This is a genomic window from Pseudomonas sp. GW823-FHT06E10 (genome assembly GCF_058794995.1).
On sequence record NZ_JBXAHJ010000001.1, the window covers coordinates 515944 to 534315 of the forward strand.

General features: G+C 58.8%; 18 protein-coding genes. 4 read left to right on the top strand and 14 right to left on the bottom strand.

Annotated features, from left to right (window positions below; translation table 11 throughout):
- The first annotated feature begins 273 nt into the window (after positions 1–273).
- Genes AC1Q6Y_RS02370 through AC1Q6Y_RS02385 form a run of 4 tightly spaced genes read left to right on the top strand, consistent with a single transcriptional unit; the run spans position 274 to position 5056 of the window.
- Positions 274–1404 (top strand): AI-2E family transporter, encoded by a 1131-nt coding sequence (locus AC1Q6Y_RS02370; RefSeq protein WP_057712669.1) that lies wholly within the window; start codon positions 274–276, stop codon positions 1402–1404.
- Between the two features lie 14 nt (positions 1405–1418).
- Positions 1419–2930, top strand: coding sequence for an efflux transporter outer membrane subunit (locus AC1Q6Y_RS02375; protein ID WP_102669468.1), 1512 nt, complete (start codon positions 1419–1421; stop codon positions 2928–2930).
- Entirely contained in the window at positions 2923–4041 is a 1119-nt protein-coding gene (locus tag AC1Q6Y_RS02380; RefSeq protein ID WP_492623992.1) for an HlyD family secretion protein, read from the top strand. The genes AC1Q6Y_RS02375 and AC1Q6Y_RS02380 overlap by 8 nt, the downstream gene beginning before the upstream one ends.
- Positions 4031–5056 (top strand): DUF2955 domain-containing protein, encoded by a 1026-nt coding sequence (locus AC1Q6Y_RS02385; RefSeq protein WP_492623993.1) that lies wholly within the window; start codon positions 4031–4033, stop codon positions 5054–5056. The genes AC1Q6Y_RS02380 and AC1Q6Y_RS02385 overlap by 11 nt, the downstream gene beginning before the upstream one ends.
- A gap of 46 nt (positions 5057–5102) precedes the next feature.
- Here AC1Q6Y_RS02385 and glmS read toward each other — a convergent pair whose 3' ends face one another.
- The 14 genes from glmS to AC1Q6Y_RS02455 all read right to left on the bottom strand — a co-directional run bounded on the left by glmS (position 5103) and on the right by AC1Q6Y_RS02455 (position 18358).
- On the bottom strand, positions 5103–6935 hold the full coding sequence (glmS, locus tag AC1Q6Y_RS02390) for a glutamine--fructose-6-phosphate transaminase (isomerizing) (protein WP_218494554.1): 1833 nt from the start codon (positions 6933–6935) through the stop codon (positions 5103–5105).
- 1 nt (position 6936) lies between these two features.
- Entirely contained in the window at positions 6937–7713 is a 777-nt protein-coding gene (locus tag AC1Q6Y_RS02395; protein WP_057712664.1) for a DeoR family transcriptional regulator, read from the bottom strand.
- A gap of 218 nt (positions 7714–7931) precedes the next feature.
- Positions 7932–9299: a bifunctional UDP-N-acetylglucosamine diphosphorylase/glucosamine-1-phosphate N-acetyltransferase GlmU gene (gene glmU, locus AC1Q6Y_RS02400; RefSeq protein ID WP_090452263.1), complete on the bottom strand. Its 1368-nt coding sequence runs from the start codon at positions 9297–9299 to the stop codon at positions 7932–7934.
- A 113-nt stretch (positions 9300–9412) separates the two neighbouring features.
- Positions 9413–9838 carry a F0F1 ATP synthase subunit epsilon gene (locus tag AC1Q6Y_RS02405; protein ID WP_007969909.1) on the bottom strand — a complete coding sequence of 142 codons (426 nt, stop codon included), beginning with the start codon at positions 9836–9838 and terminating at the stop codon, positions 9413–9415.
- Positions 9839–9883: 45 nt separating this feature from the next.
- Positions 9884–11263 carry a F0F1 ATP synthase subunit beta gene (atpD, locus tag AC1Q6Y_RS02410; protein ID WP_008002330.1) on the bottom strand — a complete coding sequence of 460 codons (1380 nt, stop codon included), beginning with the start codon at positions 11261–11263 and terminating at the stop codon, positions 9884–9886.
- Between the two features lie 27 nt (positions 11264–11290).
- Complete coding sequence (gene atpG, locus AC1Q6Y_RS02415; RefSeq protein WP_008045673.1) at positions 11291–12151, bottom strand: F0F1 ATP synthase subunit gamma; 861 nt, start codon at positions 12149–12151, stop codon at positions 11291–11293.
- A 50-nt stretch (positions 12152–12201) separates the two neighbouring features.
- On the bottom strand, positions 12202–13746 hold the full coding sequence (atpA, locus tag AC1Q6Y_RS02420; protein WP_030132553.1) for a F0F1 ATP synthase subunit alpha: 1545 nt from the start codon (positions 13744–13746) through the stop codon (positions 12202–12204).
- Between the two features lie 21 nt (positions 13747–13767).
- Positions 13768–14304 carry a F0F1 ATP synthase subunit delta gene (locus AC1Q6Y_RS02425; protein ID WP_008045680.1) on the bottom strand — a complete coding sequence of 179 codons (537 nt, stop codon included), beginning with the start codon at positions 14302–14304 and terminating at the stop codon, positions 13768–13770.
- Between the two features lie 12 nt (positions 14305–14316).
- Positions 14317–14787 carry a F0F1 ATP synthase subunit B gene (locus AC1Q6Y_RS02430; RefSeq protein WP_008045681.1) on the bottom strand — a complete coding sequence of 157 codons (471 nt, stop codon included), beginning with the start codon at positions 14785–14787 and terminating at the stop codon, positions 14317–14319.
- 58 nt (positions 14788–14845) lie between these two features.
- The gene (gene atpE, locus AC1Q6Y_RS02435; RefSeq protein WP_003097235.1) at positions 14846–15103 is read right to left on the bottom strand and encodes a F0F1 ATP synthase subunit C; all 258 of its coding nucleotides are present in this window, start codon (positions 15101–15103) and stop codon (positions 14846–14848) included.
- 133 nt (positions 15104–15236) lie between these two features.
- Complete coding sequence (gene atpB, locus AC1Q6Y_RS02440; protein WP_057712662.1) at positions 15237–16106, bottom strand: F0F1 ATP synthase subunit A; 870 nt, start codon at positions 16104–16106, stop codon at positions 15237–15239.
- Positions 16107–16122: 16 nt separating this feature from the next.
- The gene (locus tag AC1Q6Y_RS02445) at positions 16123–16530 is read right to left on the bottom strand and encodes a F0F1 ATP synthase subunit I (protein ID WP_008045685.1); all 408 of its coding nucleotides are present in this window, start codon (positions 16528–16530) and stop codon (positions 16123–16125) included.
- Between the two features lie 148 nt (positions 16531–16678).
- On the bottom strand, positions 16679–17551 hold the full coding sequence (locus tag AC1Q6Y_RS02450) for a ParB/RepB/Spo0J family partition protein (protein ID WP_057712660.1): 873 nt from the start codon (positions 17549–17551) through the stop codon (positions 16679–16681).
- A 9-nt stretch (positions 17552–17560) separates the two neighbouring features.
- Positions 17561–18358 carry a ParA family protein gene (locus AC1Q6Y_RS02455; protein ID WP_046038783.1) on the bottom strand — a complete coding sequence of 266 codons (798 nt, stop codon included), beginning with the start codon at positions 18356–18358 and terminating at the stop codon, positions 17561–17563.
- Positions 18359–18372: the final 14 nt, after the last annotated feature.

Genomic DNA, 18372 nt, shown 5'->3' on the forward strand with positions numbered 1-18372 from the left:
CAAGGGCTCGCAGCGGACTCCATCAACTGCAGCAGGATTCCAGCCTGTATAAACAGGCGGAATATACGACTGCTCCTATACTACAAACCACCTGTTACCTATTGGGTTTTTGGTAGGTACCTCATTGAAGTTTTCTCTACTTAAAGTAAGGCGTTATCGGTTTTTAACGCTTTGACGGCTGCCCGTCGATCCTGCTTTATGGATTCACTTAGTAGGGAAGAGTTGAACTTCAACGGCCTGGCTAACCTGTGTGACACAGCAAGGAGTTCGACAATGTTGCGCACTAACATTTCCGCTAGAGCACTGTCCGGTGGTTTGCTCGATGTACTGATTCGCGCCGGGTTGATTACGGTGCTGGTACTGTTCTGCTTCCAGATCTTCCACCCCTTCCTCAACCTTATGCTCTGGGCAATGATTCTGGCCATTACCCTGTATCCCCTGCATGCGCTCATCAAGCGCAAGCTGGTCAACAAGGACGGTCGTGCCGCCACCCTGATCGTGGTGGTCGCCCTGGCTTTGCTGATGGTACCGATCTACCTGCTGGGCACCTCGATCAGTGAATCGGTCCAGGGCACCCTGGCGGTTCTCAAGTCCGATACGTTGCAGATTCCGCTCCCCAGCGAAAAAATCGCTTCCCTGCCGCTCATAGGCGAGCCGCTCTATGGCTACTGGATGCAGGCCGCCACCGACATGAGCAGCGTGCTCATGAAGCTGATGCCTTACATCAAGTCCGTCGGCCTGACCTTGTTGGGCAAAATGGCCGATGTTGGCGTGGGCTTTCTGTTGTTCATCGGCGCCCTGATCATTGCCGGCGTGTTCATGGCCTATGGCGAAAACGGCGAAAGAAGCGCCCTGGCCATCACCTCGCGCCTTTCCGGACCAGAGCGTGGGCCACGCATTACCGTGCTCTGCACTGCAACCATCCGCGCGGTCGCCCAGGGCGTAGTGGGCATCGCGTTCATTCAGATGTTGCTGGTCGGTGTGGGCTTCGTGCTCATGGGTGTCCCCGGTGCCGGGCTACTGGCCATGGTGGCGCTGTTGATGGGGATCATGCAATTGCCGGTACTGCTGGTGACCCTTCCGGTGATCGCTTTTGTCTTCGCCACCGAAGGGACCAGCCTGGCCACCGTCGTGTTTGGCATCTACAGCCTGATTGCCGGGATGGCCGACAACGTCCTCAAACCGTTGATGCTGGGTCGTGGCGTCGATGTTCCGATGCCGGTGATTCTGATTGGCGCCCTGGGCGGCATGGTAAGCGGCGGCTTCATCGGTTTGTTCATCGGGCCGGTGGCGCTGGCGGTGGGCTACCAATTGTTCTGGCAATGGGTCCAGGACCAACCGTCTGCCGAGCTAATGAACGAGACACCCGAGATCGAGGCGTTGAACGATCAGCGTCCTGTCTGAGGAGTTTGCGCTTGATGCCACGCCCTGCTCGCATCAGCCGGCTTCTGCTCTGTGGCACCGTCGTCCTGGGGGGCTGTGTACAACTGGGCCCGGATTTCCAGTCGCCGGCCCAGCCCTGGGTCGACCACTGGAACAGCCCGGCCCTGGAGGTCGCCGGCCAACAACGCGCGCAACCTGACAGCCGCCAATGGTGGCGCGTGTTCAACGACCCGGTGCTGGACCATTTGATGGCCGAAGCCGATGCCCACAACGCCGACCTGCACCTCGCTGGCCTGCGGGTCATGGAGTCCCGGGCGCAATTGGGTATCGCCCTGAGTGGACGCTACCCGCAATTGCAGCAGGCCAGCGCCGACAGCCTGTACTTGAACCGTCGACAATCGGGCGGCGCCAACCCTCAGGACACGCATTTCTGGCAATACAGCGCCGGTTTCGATATCGGCTGGGAGCTGGATTTCTGGGGGCGTTTCAGCCGTGCCATCGAGTCGGCGGACGCATCCTGGTTTGCCGCCCAGGCCAACTATGAAAATGCCTTGGTGCTGTTGCACGCGCAACTGGCGCAAAACTACTACGCCTTGCGAACCGCCGAGGCGCGCCTGGCCATCGCCCGCAGTAACGCCAAATTGCAAAAACGCAGCTACGAGATCACCGAGCGCCTGTTCAACAGCGGGGCCGAAGCCGAACTTGATCTGCAACAAGCCAAGACCCAGTACCTGGGCACCCTCAGTACCATCCCGGATTTCGAGAGCCAGGTGGCGAGCTTGCGCAATGCGTTGTCCACCCTGATCGGCCAGCCACCCGGCTCGATCCCTGACCTCAATCGCAACACCGGCTTAGTGCCGCTGCTCGATACTGCGGTCTTGCAGGATGTGCCGGCCAACCTGCTGGTGCGGCGCCCCGATGTTCGTGCTGCCGAGTTGCAAGTGGCGGCGCAGTCGGCGTTGATCGGTGTGGCCGAGACTGACCTGTACCCCTCCATCAGCCTGCTGGGCAGCATCGTCTGGTCTGCCAGCTCGCTCAGCGGTGCATCCAACACCCTGGACATGGTGGCCGGCCCCAGTTTGCGCTGGGACATCTTCGACCACGGCCGGATCACCAACAACGTCCGCGTGCAGGATGCGCGCTTGCAGCAACTGATCGTTATCTACCAGGACAGCGTGCGCCAGGCGGCACGCGAGGCGGACGACGCCGCGACCGGCTTGATCAAAGCACTGGAGCGCGACCGGATCCTCAGCGATGCATCGGTGGCCGCCGAACGTTCGGTGACCCTGGCCAATGCCCAATACCGCGAAGGCTATTCCGATTTCCAGCGCGTGCTGGATGCCCAGCGGGCCCTGTTTGCCCAACAGGATATCTACCTGGTCAACCGTGGCACCGCGGTCAACAGCCTGATCGCCCTATACAAGGCTCTGGGCGGAGGCTGGTACAGCGACCAGCCGATGATCGACCCGGCCACCCGCAAACAAATGCAAGAACGGACCGATTGGGGCGATCTGCTCGACGAACCGAAGGAAAGTGCCAATGACTGACAGCCAACAACCGGCCGCCGAGAAAGCCCCGACACCTGCCGCCGACCCTGCGAAAAAAGCGATCAACTGGGTGGTGCTGCTGATCATCCTGAGTCTGGTCTGGTACCTGATGGCCGACCGTTACACCCCCTACACGCAACAGGCACGGGTGCAGGCCTTCATTGTACCGGTGGCCGCCGAGGTATCCGGCCGGGTGACCAAGGTGCATGTACGCAACAACCAGGACGTAAAGGCTGGCGAATTGCTGTTTGAAGTCAACCCGGAGCAGTACCAGATTGCCGTCGATCGCGCTCGCGCCGACCTTGAGTCGACCCGTCGCCAGGTGGGCGCCAACACCGCCGGTGTCGACTCCAAGCAAGCATCACTGCGTGCATCCCAGGCCAACGAGCTCAAGGCACGCCAGGACATCCAGCGGCTTGAACGCCTGTACAGAGAAGACCCGGGCACCATCTCGCTGCGACGCCTGGAGATATCCCGCGCCACCCTGGAAGAATCCATCAGCCAGGTCGCCGCGGCCAAGGCCGAAGTGCAACGTGCGCGCGAACAACAGGGCGGTAACGAAGACGAAAACGCCCAGTTGCTCAGCGCCGCCAGCAACCTTGAAAAAGCCGAGCTGGACTTGAGCAATACGAAGGTCCACGCGCGCTCGGCCGGCCTGATCACCGATCTGCGCACCGATGTCGGCCAGTTTGCTTCCGCCGGTGCGCCGGTGATGACCCTGATCGCCATCCACGATGTCTGGATCAGCGCCGACATGACCGAAAACAACCTGGGAAGTGTCCAGCCAGGGACGCCGGTGTCCATCGTCCTCGACGCCCTGCCGGGGAGAATTTTCAAAGGCCATGTGCGTAGCGTCGGCTATGGCGTCGATATCGGCCAGACCACCCAGCCGGGCAGCCTGCCGAAAGTGGAGAACAGCCGCGATTGGTTGCGCCCTGCCCAGCGCTTTCCGGTGATCATCGAGTTCGAGCCCGGTGAGTTGACCAGCCCGCAAGGCATCCGGTCCGGCGGGCAGGCCGAAGTCATGGCATTTCCGAGTGAAAGTAACCCGCTGAATTTCCTGGGTCGCCTGTTCCTGCGCCTGATGAGCTGGATGTCCTATGCGTATTGAGCGCCCGCCCCGGGTTCAGCGCGCCCTGCGCCTGAGCTTCGGCACGGCGCTGTGCCTGGCGGCGAGCTTTGGTCTGGCCCTGCCCATCCCGTTCCTCTCTCCGATGCTGGCGCTGATGATGCTGGCAGCGATGAACCGACCATTGCCGTTCAAGGCCAGCCTGGGCCTGATCCTGATCCTTATGCTGACCACCGGGACCGGCCTGTTGCTCATTCCCCTGCTGCGTTACTACCCGTTCAGCGGTGTGCTGCTGGTAGGGCTATGCCTGTTCCTGGCCTTCGGTTATGGCTTGCGCGGCGGCAACCCGCTGGTGGCGACGTTTCTGGTGGTGGGCCTGACCTTGATCAGTTCGGCCGGAACCGCTGAATTCGCCCTGGCGCTTGAGGTGATCGTGGCCCTGGTCAAGGGGCTGTTCCTTGCCGTCACCACGCTGACCATAAGCCATTGGCTGTTTCCCGACCCCGCCAGTGCCCCCGCGGCCAAACCCGGCCCGAGCCTTACTCCAACCGAAAGCAGTTGGCTGGCGCTACGTGCCACGCTGGTGGTACTGCCGACTTTCCTGCTGGCCATGATCGACCCGGCCAGCTACCTGCCGATCATCATGAAAGCCGTCAGCCTCGGCAAACAAAGCTGCGCGACCAGTGCCCGCACCGCCGGCCAGGAGTTGCTCGGCTCGACCCTGCTCGGTGGCCTGATGGCAATTCTTTTCTGGTGCGCACTCAGCCTGTTCGTCAACCTGTGGATGTTCTTTCTGTGGATGCTGCTGTTCGGTTTGCTGGTGGCCAGAAAACTCTACGGTGTGGCCATGACTCGACAACCACCGAGTTTCTGGCTCAACAGCCTGGCGACCCTGATCATTCTGCTCGGCCAATCGGTACAGGACAGTGCGGCGGGCAAGGACGTCTACACCGCCTTCGCCATCCGCATGGGCCTGTTCATACTGGTGACCTTGTACGCCTGTGTCATGGTCCATCTGCTGGACATGCGGCGGGAGCGTCGAATTACGACCGCCTAGAAACAGAAAAACCCCCTGAGAAGGGGGTTTTTCACCTGTGGATAACTTATTCCACAGTGACCGACTTCGCCAGGTTGCGCGGCTGGTCAACGTCGGTGCCCTTGAGTACGGCAACGTAGTACGACAGCAGTTGCAGCGGGATGGTGTAGAGAATCGGCGACAGGATGTCGTGGATGTGCGGCATGTGCACAACGTGAGTGCCTTCACCGTTGGTCATGCCGGCCTTCTCGTCAGCGAAGACGATCAACTGGCCACCGCGGGCGCGGACTTCCTGAAGGTTGGACTTCAGCTTCTCCAGCAGTTCGTTGTTCGGCGCCACGGTCACTACTGGCATGTCGTTATCCACAAGCGCCAACGGGCCATGTTTCAGCTCGCCGGCCGGATAGGCTTCAGCGTGGATGTAGGAGATTTCCTTGAGCTTGAGTGCCCCTTCCATCGCCACCGGGAACTGCGCGCCACGGCCGAGGAACAGCGTGTGGTGTTTCTCGGCGAACAGCTCGGAGATTTTTTCCACGGTGCCGTCCATGGCCAGCGCCTCGCCCAGACGGGTCGGCAAACGACGCAACTCTTCGACCAACGTCGCTTCGACACCTTTGGCCAAGGTGCCACGAACCTGGCCCAGGGAAAGTGTCAGCAACAGCAGGCCAACCAATTGCGTGGTGAAGGCTTTGGTCGAAGCCACACCGATTTCGCGACCGGCCTGGGTCAACAGGGTCAGATCGGATTCGCGCACCAGCGAGCTGATGCCGACGTTGCAGATCGCCAGGCTGGCCAGGAAGCCCAGTTCCTTGGCGTTGCGCAGCGCGGCCAGGGTGTCGGCGGTTTCGCCGGACTGAGAAATGGTCACGAACAAGGTGTCCGGCTGCACCACCACCTTGCGGTAGCGGAATTCGCTGGCGACTTCGACCTGGCAAGGAATGCCGGCCAACTCTTCGAGCCAGTAACGCGCGACCATGCCGGCGTGGTAACTGGTGCCACACGCGACGATCTGTACGTTACGCACTTTGGCGAACAGTTCGGCAGCCTGTGGGCCGAATGCCTGTACCAGGACCTGGTTCTGGCTCAGGCGACCTTCCAGGGTGCGCTGCACCACGGACGGTTGCTCGTGGATTTCCTTGAGCATAAAGTGGCGGAACTCGCCCTTTTCAGCGGCTTCGGCGCCGTCGCGATACTGCACGGCTTCGCGCTCGACGACCTTGCCGTCAACGTCCCAGATCTGCACGCTGTCGCGGCGGATTTCAGCGATATCGCCTTCTTCCAGATACATGAAACGGTCGGTGACCTGACGCAGGGCCAACTGGTCGGATGCCAGGAAGTTTTCCCCAAGGCCCAGGCCGATTACCAGCGGGCTGCCGCTGCGGGCTGCGACCAGGCGATCCGGTTGCTGCGCGCTGATCACTGCCAGGCCGTAAGCACCGTGCAACTCTTTGACGGTCGCCTTGAGGGCGACGGTCAGATCGCGCAGATCCTTGAGTTTGTGGTTCAGCAGGTGGGAGATGACTTCAGTGTCGGTGTCCGAGGTGAACACATAGCCCAAGGCTTTGAGTTGTTCACGCAGGGCTTCGTGGTTTTCGATGATGCCGTTGTGCACCACCGCCAGGTCGCCGGAGAAATGCGGGTGGGCATTGCGCTCGCACGGCGCACCGTGGGTGGCCCAGCGCGTGTGGGCAATGCCCAGGCGACCGACCAGCGGCTCGGTGGTCAACGCCTGCTCCAGCTCACTGACCTTGCCCGGACGACGCACGCGCTCGAGTTTTTCATCGTTGGTGTAGACCGCCACGCCAGCGCTGTCATACCCACGGTATTCGAGGCGTTTCAGGCCTTCGACGAGGATGGCGGTGATGTTACGTTCTGCGACTGCGCCGACAATTCCACACATGCTATTTCTCCTGACTGACAGCCGCGCAAATCAAAGTGATGCCGCGGGCCTGAATCTGATCGCGAGCCTCAAGGGGCAGGCGTTCATCGGTAATAATGGTATGGACACTGCTCCATGGCAGCTCCAGGTTTGGAATCTTGCGGCCGATCTTGTCGGCCTCCACCATCACGACTACTTCGCGGGCGACTTCAGCCATGACCCGGCTCAGCCCGAGCAGCTCGTTGAAGGTGGTTGTACCGCGAACCAGATCGATGCCATCAGCGCCGATAAACAGCTGGTCGAAGTCGTAGGAGCGCAGTACCTGCTCGGCAACCTGCCCCTGAAAGGACTCGGAGTGCGGGTCCCAGGTGCCACCGGTCATCAACAGCACCGGTTCGTGCTCAAGTTCGCTCAGGGCATTGGCGACATGCAGCGAGTTGGTCATCACCACCAGACCGGGTTGCTGTCCGAGTTCCGGGATCATGGAAGCGGTGGTACTGCCACTGTCGATAATGATGCGCGCATGCTCGCGAATTCGCGCGACGGCGGCACGGGCGATGGCTTGTTTGTATTTGGAAACCGGCTGACCAATGTCGGCCACCAGTTCCTGAGGCAGGGTGATCGCCCCGCCGTAACGACGCAGCAACAGGCCATTGCTTTCAAGTGCCGCCAGATCCTTGCGAATCGTAACTTCCGACGTTTCGAAGCGCTTGGCCAACTCATCCACACTGACTTCGCCCTGCTGATTGAGCAAGGCGAGGATGTTGTGACGACGCTGAGGTGTGTTGCGCTTTGACATGAGCTGGTAAGTTTCGTTTCGAAAGATAGCGGAAGCAATCAAAACCTATCAGCGAAACTTCGTCAAGCACCATGCGATAAAAAGAACTGTGGATAACCCTGTGTAGGAGCGAGCTCGCTCGCGATGGACTTAAGGGCGCTGCTTTTATTCAGACTGACCTCGTCATCATTGACGTCCATCGCGAGCAAGCTCGCTCCTACAAGGGAGTTGTGGATAACTCAGCCCTTCTTGATCTTCTCCGGCCGCTTCCAGCCGTCGATGTTCTTCTGACGAGCACGCCCGATGGCCAACTGGGATTTATCCACAGTCGAAGTAATGGTCGAGCCAGCCGCGGTGGTTGCACCGGACAGGATATCCACAGGCGCTACCAACGAGTTGTTGGAACCAATGAACACATCTTCGCCCAACACGGTTTTCCACTTGTTGGCGCCGTCGTAGTTGCAAGTGATGGTGCCGGCACCAATGTTGGTGCGCGCCCCGACTTCGGCATCGCCCAGGTAAGTCAGATGACCGGCCTTGGCACCTTCGCCCAGGTGAGCATTTTTCAACTCGACGAAGTTACCCACATGCGCCCGGGCTTCCAGCACGGTACCTGGACGCAGACGCGCAAACGGACCGGCATCGCTGCCCTCACCCAGAATGGCACCTTCGATATGACTGTTGGCCTTGATGACCACGCCTTTGCGCAGGGTGCTGTCCTTGATCACGCAGTTCGGGCCGATCACCACGTCATCTTCAATGACCACCTTGCCTTCAAGGATCACGTTGATGTCGATCAGCACGTCACGCCCGACCGTCACTTCGCCACGAACATCGAAACGAGCCGGGTCGCGCAGCGTCACACCTTGAGCCATCAAACGACGACCCGCGCGCAATTGATAATGCCGTTCAAGTTCGGAAAGCTGCTTGCGGTCATTGGCGCCCTGCACTTCCATGGCGTCGTGCGGTTGCTCGGTGGCCACCACCAGACCATCGCTCACTGCCATGGCAATGATGTCGGTCAGGTAGTACTCGCCCTGGGCGTTGTTGTTGGAGAGACGGCTCATCCAGTCGCCGAGCCGGGCAAAAGGCAGCGCCAGAATGCCGGTATTGCCTTCGGTGATCTGGCGTTGGGCTTCATCGGCATCTTTCTGCTCGACAATGGCGGCAACCTTGCCAGCGCCATCACGAACGATGCGGCCGTAACCGGTCGGATCGTCCAGTTCGACGGTCAGCAGTCCCAATTGCTCTGGACCCACCTGCTTGAGCAGGCGCTGCAGTGTTTCGACCTCAATCAACGGCACATCACCGTAGAGCACCAGCACGGTGTCGGACTGAATGAACGGCACGGCTTGAGCAACGGCGTGGCCGGTACCCAATTGTTTGTCCTGCAGGACGAAGTTCAGGTCATCCGCCGCCAGGCGTTCGCGCACCGCATCGGCACCATGACCGATCACGACGTGAATGCGCTGTGGATCTAGTTGCCGGGCGCTGTGGATAACATGGCCGAGCATGGAGTTGCCGGCAATCGGGTGCAAAACTTTCGGCAAAGCAGAACGCATACGCGTGCCTTGGCCAGCAGCGAGAATAACGATTTCAAGAGACATGACTGGCTACCAATCCTGGGTGGTCAGCGGCTGCGACCGGGTTGTAAAAATCGGAAAAGAAAAAAGGGTAGCCGAGGCTACCCTTTTTAATCAATCACACAACAAGTGCAGCCTTAGTGGCCGAACTTCTTGCGGATCTGCTGGACGGTGCGCAGCTGAGCTGCAGCCTCGGCCAGACGTGCGGCAGCAGAACCGTAATCGAATTCTGCGCCACGTTCATGCAAGGCCTTCTCGGCTGCCTTAACGGCTTCCTGAGCGGAGGCTTCATCCAGGTCGGCAGCACGTTGCACGGTGTCGGCAAGAACCTTGACCATGTTCGGCTGAACCTCGAGGAAACCACCGGAGATGTAATACACCTCCTCTTCCCCGCCCTGCTTGACCAGGCGGATCGGACCTGGCTTCAGATTAGTGATCAGCGGCGCGTGACCCAGAGCGATACCAAGATCACCCAGTGCACCGTGCGCAATCACCATCTCGACCAGACCGGAAAAGATTTCTCCTTCCGCGCTGACGATATCGCAATGGACTGTCATAGCCATCTGATTGCCTCAACCTAAATTAGCGCCCGTTGCCGGGCGCCGGGATTACAGTTTCTTGGCTTTCTCGATCGCTTCTTCGATGCCGCCAACCATGTAGAACGCTTGTTCTGGCAGGTGGTCGTAGTCACCGTTGAGGATGCCTTTGAAGCCAGCAATGGTGTCTTTCAGGGAAACGTATTTACCCGATGCACCGGTGAAGACTTCAGCCACGAAGAACGGCTGCGACAAGAAGCGCTGGATCTTACGAGCACGGTTTACCAACTGCTTGTCGGCTTCCGACAGCTCGTCCATACCCAGGATCGCAATGATGTCCTTCAGTTCTTTGTAACGCTGCAGAACGTACTGAACGCCGCGAGCGGTGTCGTAGTGGTCCTGGCCGATTACGTTCGGGTCCAGCTGGCGCGAAGTCGAGTCGAGTGGATCGACCGCTGGGTAGATACCCAGGGAAGCGATGTCACGGGACAGAACGACGGTAGCGTCCAAGTGGGCGAAGGTGGTCGCTGGCGACGGGTCGGTCAAGTCATCCGCAGGTACGTATACCGCTTGGATCGAAGTGATCGAACCTTCCTTGGTCGAAGTGATACGTTCTTGCAGAACGCCCATCTCTTCAGCCAGGGTCGGCTGGTAACCTACTGCCGAAGGCATACGGCCCAGCAGTGCGGATACTTCAGTACCGGCCAGGGTGTAACGGTAGATGTTGTCGACGAACAGCAGAACGTCGTTACCTTCGTCACGGAACTTCTCGGCCATGGTCAGGCCGGTCAGTGCTACGCGCAGACGGTTACCCGGCGGCTCGTTCATCTGACCGTAAACCAGTGCCACTTTGTCCAGAACGTTGGAGTCCTTCATCTCGTGGTAGAAGTCGTTACCCTCACGAGTACGCTCACCCACACCGGCGAACACGGAATAACCGCTGTGCTCGATGGCGATGTTACGGATCAGTTCCATCATGTTTACGGTTTTGCCTACACCGGCACCACCGAACAGACCGACTTTACCGCCTTTGGCGAACGGGCAAACCAGGTCGATAACCTTGATGCCGGTTTCCAGCAGGTCGTTGCCGCCTGCTTGTTCAGCGAACGAAGGCGCTGGACGGTGAATGCCCCAACGCTCTTCAGTGGCGATAGGGCCAGCTTCGTCGATCGGGTTGCCCAGAACGTCCATGATCCGGCCCAGAGTCGCTTTACCGACCGGTACGGAGATGGCTGCGCCAGAGTCGGTAACTTCCAGACCGCGCTTCAGGCCTTCGGTGGAACCCATCGCAATGGTACGAACCACGCCGTCGCCCAGCTGCTGCTGAACTTCCAGAGTGGTCCCGGCCGCGCTTTGTACTGTCAGCGCGTTGTAGATGCTCGGTACGCTGTCGCGTGGAAATTCCACGTCGATAACGGCGCCGATGATTTGAACGATACGTCCGCTACTCATAGCTGGATCCTCTGAATATTTGAACCGTTAAACCGCGGCAGCGCCGCCGACGATTTCCGAGATCTCTTGGGTGATCGCAGCCTGACGCGCCTTGTTGTAGACCAGCTGCAAATCGCTGATCAAATCACCGGCGTTGTCGGTAGCGTTCTTCATCGCGATCATCCGCGCAGCTTGTTCAGCCGCGTTGTTCTCGACCACCGCCTGGTAGACCTGCGACTCCACGTAACGGACCATCAAGCCGTCGAGCAGCTCCTTGGCATCCGGTTCGTAGAGATAGTCCCAGTGGTGCTTGAGGTCTTGATCCGGGGTTGCCACCAGTGGAATCAACTGCTCCACGGTAGGCTGTTGCGTCATGGTGTTGATGAACTTGTTGGACACCACGGACAGGCGGTCAATACGGCCGTCCAGGTAGGCATCCAGCATCACCTTGACGCTGCCGATCAGATCATTGATCGACGGCTCTTCACCCAGGTGGCTGATAGCTGCAACGACGTTACCGCCGAAGTTGCGGAAAAAGGCCGCACCCTTGCTACCAACGACACACAGATCGATCTCGACGCCGTTTTCGCGGTTTACCGCCATGTCCTTGACCAGGGCCTTGAACAGGTTGGTGTTCAAGCCGCCGCACAGACCACGGTCACTGCTCACTACGACATAACCAACACGCTTGATTTCGCGGTCGATCATGAACGGGTGGCGGTATTCCGGGTTGGCGTTGGCCAGATGCCCAATTACCTGGCGGATACGCTCCGCATAAGGACGGCTAGCAGCCATGCGCATTTGTGCCTTGCGCATTTTGCTGACCGCCACTTTTTCCATGGCGCTGGTAATCTTTTGCGTGCTTTTGATGCTCGCAATCTTACTGCGAATCTCTTTTGCGCCTGCCATGTAACACCTATCAGGTTAGCAAGCGGGAGCCTTGCGGCTCCCGCTGCGGCTTACCAGGTTTGGGTGGCCTTGAACTTCTCGATACCGGCTTTCATGCCAGCGTCGATTTCGTCATTGAAGTCACCTTTCACGTTGATCTTCGCCATCAAATCGGCGTGATCGCGGTTGAAGAAAGCAATCAGCGCTTGCTCGAAGCTGCCGATCTTGGCGATTTCAACGTCAGTCAGGAACCCACGCTCAGCGGCATACAGCGACAGCGCCATGTCAGCGATCGACATTGGTGCGTATTGCTTCTGCTTCATCAGCTCGGTAACGCGCTGACCATGCTCAAGTTGCTTACGGGTCGCTTCGTCCAGGTCAGAAGCGAACTGGGCGAATGCCGCCAGTTCACGGTACTGAGCCAGAGCGGTACGGATACCACCGGACAGCTTCTTGATGATCTTGGTCTGAGCGGCACCACCCACACGGGATACCGAAACACCGGCGTTCACTGCAGGACGGATGCCCGAGTTGAACATGGCCGATTCCAGGAAGATCTGACCGTCGGTGATGGAAATCACGTTGGTCGGAACGAACGCGGAAACGTCGCCAGCCTGGGTTTCGATGATCGGCAGTGCGGTCAGGGAACCGGTTTTGCCGGTCACTGCGCCGTTGGTGAACTTCTCTACGTATTCTTCCGAAACGCGGGATGCGCGCTCCAGCAGACGGGAGTGGAGATAGAACACGTCGCCTGGGTAAGCTTCACGGCCTGGTGGACGGCGCAGCAGCAGGGAAATCTGGCGGTAAGCCACTGCTTGCTTGGACAGATCGTCATAAACGATCAGCGCGTCTTCACCGCGGTCGCGGAAGAATTCACCCATGGTGCAACCGGAGTACGGTGCCAGGAATTGCAGCGCTGGAGATTCCGAAGCACTGGCAGCCACGATGATCGTGTTGGCCAGGGCGCCGTTTTCTTCCAGCTTGCGAACCACGTTGGCGATGGTCGATTGTTTCTGACCGATTGCTACGTAGACGCAGAAAATGCCGCTGTTCTTCTGGTTGATGATCGCGTCGATCGCCAGAGCGGTTTTACCGATCTGACGGTCACCGATGATCAGCTCACGCTGGCCACGGCCGACAGGGATCATGGCATCGACAGCCTTGTAGCCAGTCTGTACAGGCTGGTCTACCGACTTACGCCAGATCACGCCTGGAGCAACTTTCTCGACCGCGTCGGTCTCGGTGTTGCCCAGTGGACCTTTGCCGTCAACAGGGTTACCCAGTGCGTCGACTACGCGACCCAGCAGTTCCTTACCAACCGGAACTTCCAGGATGCGGCCAGTGCACTTGGCGCTCATGCCTTCAGCCAGAGACTGGTATGCGCCCAATACAACGGCACCTACGGAGTCTTGCTCCAGGTTGAGGGCCATACCGAAGACGCCGCCCGGAAACTCGATCATCTCGCCGTACATTACGTCGGCCAGACCGTGAATCCGCACGATACCGTCAGATACGCTGACGACAGTGCCTTCGTTACGGGCTTGGGAGGTCACATCGAGCTTGTCGATGCGGCCCTTGATAATTTCACTTATTTCGGAAGGATTGAGTTGCTGCATTGCTCTGCTGCCCCTTCAAACTCAAGATTTCAATGCTTCGGCAAGTTTCGCGATTTTGCCGCGAATCGAGCCATCGATAACCAGGTCGCCGGCGCGGATGACGACACCACCAATAAGGGCAGCGTCCTCCGCAACTTGCAGGCGCACTTCCCGGTTGAGTCGTGCACTGAGAACCTTGGCGAGTTTGTCTTGCTGTTCTTGGTTCAATGCAAAAGCACTGGTGACTTCAACGTCTACCGACTTCTCTTGTTCGGCCTTGTACAGGTCGAACAGAGCGGCGATCTCCGGCAACAGCGGGAGACGGTCGTTTTCGGCAACGACGTGGATGAAGTTCTGTGCCTTGGCATCAAACTTGTCGCCGCACACGTCAATAAACGTGGCGGCCTTTTCTGCGCTCGTCAGTCGCGGGGCCTTGAGCACGCGCTGCATGGTGTCGTCTTCCGACACCGCTGCAGCCAGGCCGAGCATGGCTGACCAATTGGCCAGTTGCTGGTGGGCCTGAGCGTGCTCGAAGGCCGCCTTAGCGTAAGGTCGGGCCAACGTGGTCAGTTCTGCCATGATCGCCCTCGCTTAGATTTCAGCAGCCAGTTGGTTAACCAGCTCTGCGTGCGCGTTTTGATCGATTGTGGCACCCAGGATCTTCTCGGCGCCGCCGACTGCCAGCAAGCCCACTTGGGCACGCAGCGCGTCTTTGACACTGTTCAGTTCCTGTTCGATCTCGGCCTGAGCCTGAACCTTCACACGGTCAGCGTCGACACGGGCCTTTTCAACAGCCTCTTCGACAATCTGGTTACCGCGTTTCTTGGCTTGCTCGATGATTTCAGCTGCCTGAGCTTTCGCTTCGCGCAGTTGGTGACCCGCTTTTTCTTGGGCCAACTCCAGGTCGCGAGCTGCACGGCTGGCAGCGTCCAGACCATCAGCGATCTTCTTTTGACGTTCGTGCAGTGCCGCAATGACCGGAGGCCATACGAACTTCATGCAGAACAGTACAAAAATCAGGAACGCAACGGACTGGCCAATCAGGGTCGCATTAATGTTCACGCCAACACCTCGCAGTTACGTTGTCCATCACACCAAATTACCCGGAAGATCCGAGTAATTAGCCAGCGATTTGACCAACGAACGGGTTCGCAAAGGTGAAGAACAGAGCGATACCAACACCGATCATGGTTACGGCGTCGAGCAGACCGGCAACGATGAACATTTTAACTTGCAGCATTGGAACCATTTCTGGCTGACGCGCTGCGCCTTCCAGGAACTTGCCGCCCAGCAGGCCGAAACCAATTGCGGTACCCAGTGCGCCCAGGCCGATCAACAGTGCAACAGCGATAGCGGTTAGACCAACTACAGTTTCCATCTTTCCTCCCGACTTTTACGTCGTATGGTTTAGGTTTTTTAGATTAAAGCGGTAAAACAAATCGTTTCAGATGCCCCGTAAGGAGCACCTTCCCGTTTTACCGGGAAGGACATCAGACTAGTCGAGACTGGCCTTAATGGTTTTCTTCGTGCGCCATCGACAGGTAGACGATGGTCAACATCATGAAGATGAACGCCTGCAGGGTGATGATCAGGATGTGGAACACAGCCCACGCCCACTGCAGAACAACGCCCAGGCCACTAAGCCAGAGCAGACCGCTGCCGAACATCACAGCAATCAGAATGAAGACCAGCTCGCCGGCGTACATGTTGCCGAACAGACGCAGAGCCAGGGAGATCGGCTTGGCGATCAGGGTCACGAATTCCAGCAGGAAGTTCACCGGAATCAGCAGCGCCTGAACGAAGATGTTCTTGCTGCCGAACGGGTGCAGGGTCAGCTCGCCGATGAAGCCGCCGAGGCCCTTGATCTTGATGCTGTAGAAAATGATCAGCGCGAACACCGTGAAGGCCATGGCCAGAGTAGCGTTCGGGTCGGTGGTCGACACGGCGCGGAACGGAATGTGCGCATCGCCGGAGATCAGGATGGCCAGCTGAGGAATCCAGTCGACCGGTACCAGGTCGACGGCGTTCATCAGGAACACCCAGACGAAGATGGTCAGTGCCAGCGGTGCAATCACCGGGCTACGGCCATGGAAGCTGTCTTTCACGCTGCCATCGACGAATTCGACCAATACTTCAACGAAGTTCTGCAAAGCACCAGGCTGACCGGAAGTCGCTTTCTTGGCCGCCATGCGGAAAAGAAGAACGAAGATCAGACCCAATGCGACCGACCAGCCGAGAGTATCGACGTGGAAAGCCCAGAAGCCCATTTCTTTGGCTTCTGCTGCGGTGTGGGCAAAGCCCCAGCCGCCGGTAGGGTGCTGACCGAAGGTCAGGTTCTGCAAGTGGTGCTGGATATAGCCCGAAGCGGTTGTTTCTGCCATGGTTGCCTCAAACGCCCTAAGGTCTCGAAAGTCTTGTTCTCATCAGCAGGGGAGCGAACCAGCTGACCGACTGAGTCAGCACGAAGGCACCGAATACTGCAATCGGCGCCAGTGGCTTCACACCTGCAAACACCAGTGCAAACAGCACTGCCGTCAAAATCAGTTTGCCTGCCTCGCCGGCATAAAAAGACCGGACGATGGACTGGGCTGCTCGGGCGCCGGAAAACCGAAATGCCCTGTGAGCGAAATAAACATTGGGTAGCAAGGCTATCAGGCCTCCGCAGAGTCCCGAGTACCCGGCAACGACTCCATATCGGTACCAGAGCGCCAAAGCGGCGATCAGCAACACGACAAATTGAGCCATTAACACCGGAAAAACTGCCAGGCGATGGAAGGGCAGGCGGTTTGGCGTGCGGGTTTCCATCACTTTTACTCCCCAATGGTCGGCTGCCGAAATTCAATAACTTGGCATAATTTGTGCCGACAAAATGCGCGCAGAGTATAGGGGCGGTTCTGCCCCTATTCAACTGTCAGGTAGTGATTTCCGACTGCGCGCTACATGAGGAAATGTTTCAGCGGATATGTGCAAGTACGCCTTGAAGCTCATCCAGTGAGTTGTAGCCAATCACCAACTGCCCTTTACCCTTCTTACCGTGGCGGATCTGCACCGCAGAGCCTAGGCGCTCGGCCAGGCGCTGTTCGAGACGGGCGATATCCGGGTCCGGTTTTGCCGCTTCCACAGGCTCCGGTTTACCACTCAACCACTGGCGAACCAGTGCCTCGGTTTGGCGCACGGTCAGCCCGCGTGCGACAACATGTCGCGCCCCTTCAACCTGTTGAATTTCCGGCAAACCGAGCAAAGCACGGGCATGACCCATTTCCAGGTCGCCGTGGGACAACATGGTCTTGATGACTTCCGGCAAGGAAATCAGGCGCAACAGGTTGGCCACGGTCACCCGGGACTTGCCCACAGCCTCGGCCACTTGTTGCTGGGTCAGCTGGAACTCCTGCTGCAACCGCTGCAGGGCCACCGCTTCTTCAATCGGGTTCAGGTCTTCGCGCTGAATGTTCTCGATCAGCGCGATGGCGATCGCGGTTTCATCAGGTACATCGCGAACCATCGCCGGGATGGTTTCCTGCCCGGCTTGCTGGCTGGCGCGCCAGCGGCGTTCGCCGGCAATGATTTCAAAGCGGCCGCTGCCGATCGGGCGAACCACGATGGGCTGCATGACGCCCTGGGCCTTGATCGATTGCGCCAGCTCTTCGAGCGCCTGCGGATCCATGTCACGACGCGGCTGGTACTTGCCGCGTTGGAGCAGATCCAGGGGGAGATGTTGCAGCTCACGCTGATCGGCTTGCGCCGCTTGTTCTTCCAGCGAGCTGACAGTCGGACCACTCAACAGAGCATCCAGTCCACGTCCGAGACCTCGTTTCTTGACGGCCATGGGGATTCCTTAAGTTGCCTGAGCAGCGGCGATGCGTGAGTTTTTGCGTTGACGACGAACCATTTCGCCCGCCAATGCCAGGTAGGCAACGGCGCCTCGCGAAGCTTTGTCGTACGCCAGCGCCGGCATGCCGTAGCTTGGCGCTTCGGCCAGACGGATATTGCGCGGAATGACGGTGTCGTAGAGCTGCTCGCCGAAGTGTTCCTTGAGCTGCGCCGAGACATCGTTCATCAGGCTCAGGCGTGGGTCGTACATCGTACGCAGCAGGCCTTCGACCTTGAGGTTCGGGTTCAGCAGTTCAGAGATACGCTTGATGTTATCCACAAGGTCGCTCAAGCCTTCGAGTGCGAAGTACTCGCACTGCATGGGGATAATGACCCCGTCAGCGGCAACCAGTGCGTTCAAGGTCAGCATCGACAGCGACGGCGGGCAGTCGATCAGGATGTAATCGTAGTTTTCCCGGATCGGCGCCAGCGCGCTGCGCAGACGGCTTTCCTTCATCTGCATTTCCAGCAGCACCACTTCGGCCGCGGTGAGATCGCGGTTGGCCGGCAACAGCTGGTAACCACCGTGTTCGGAGAAGTGCATGGCCTGGGCCAGATCACATTCTCCGATCAGCAGGTCGTAGACCGAGTTTTCCAGGCCATGTTTATCCACACCGCTACCCATGGTGGCGTTGCCCTGTGGATCAAGATCGATCAACAGCACCCGGCGCTTCGTCGCGACCAGGGATGCTGCGAGGTTGATGCAGGTGGTGGTTTTGCCCACGCCACCCTTTTGGTTCGCAATCGCGAATACCTTAGCCATTCTTGCTTGTGTTC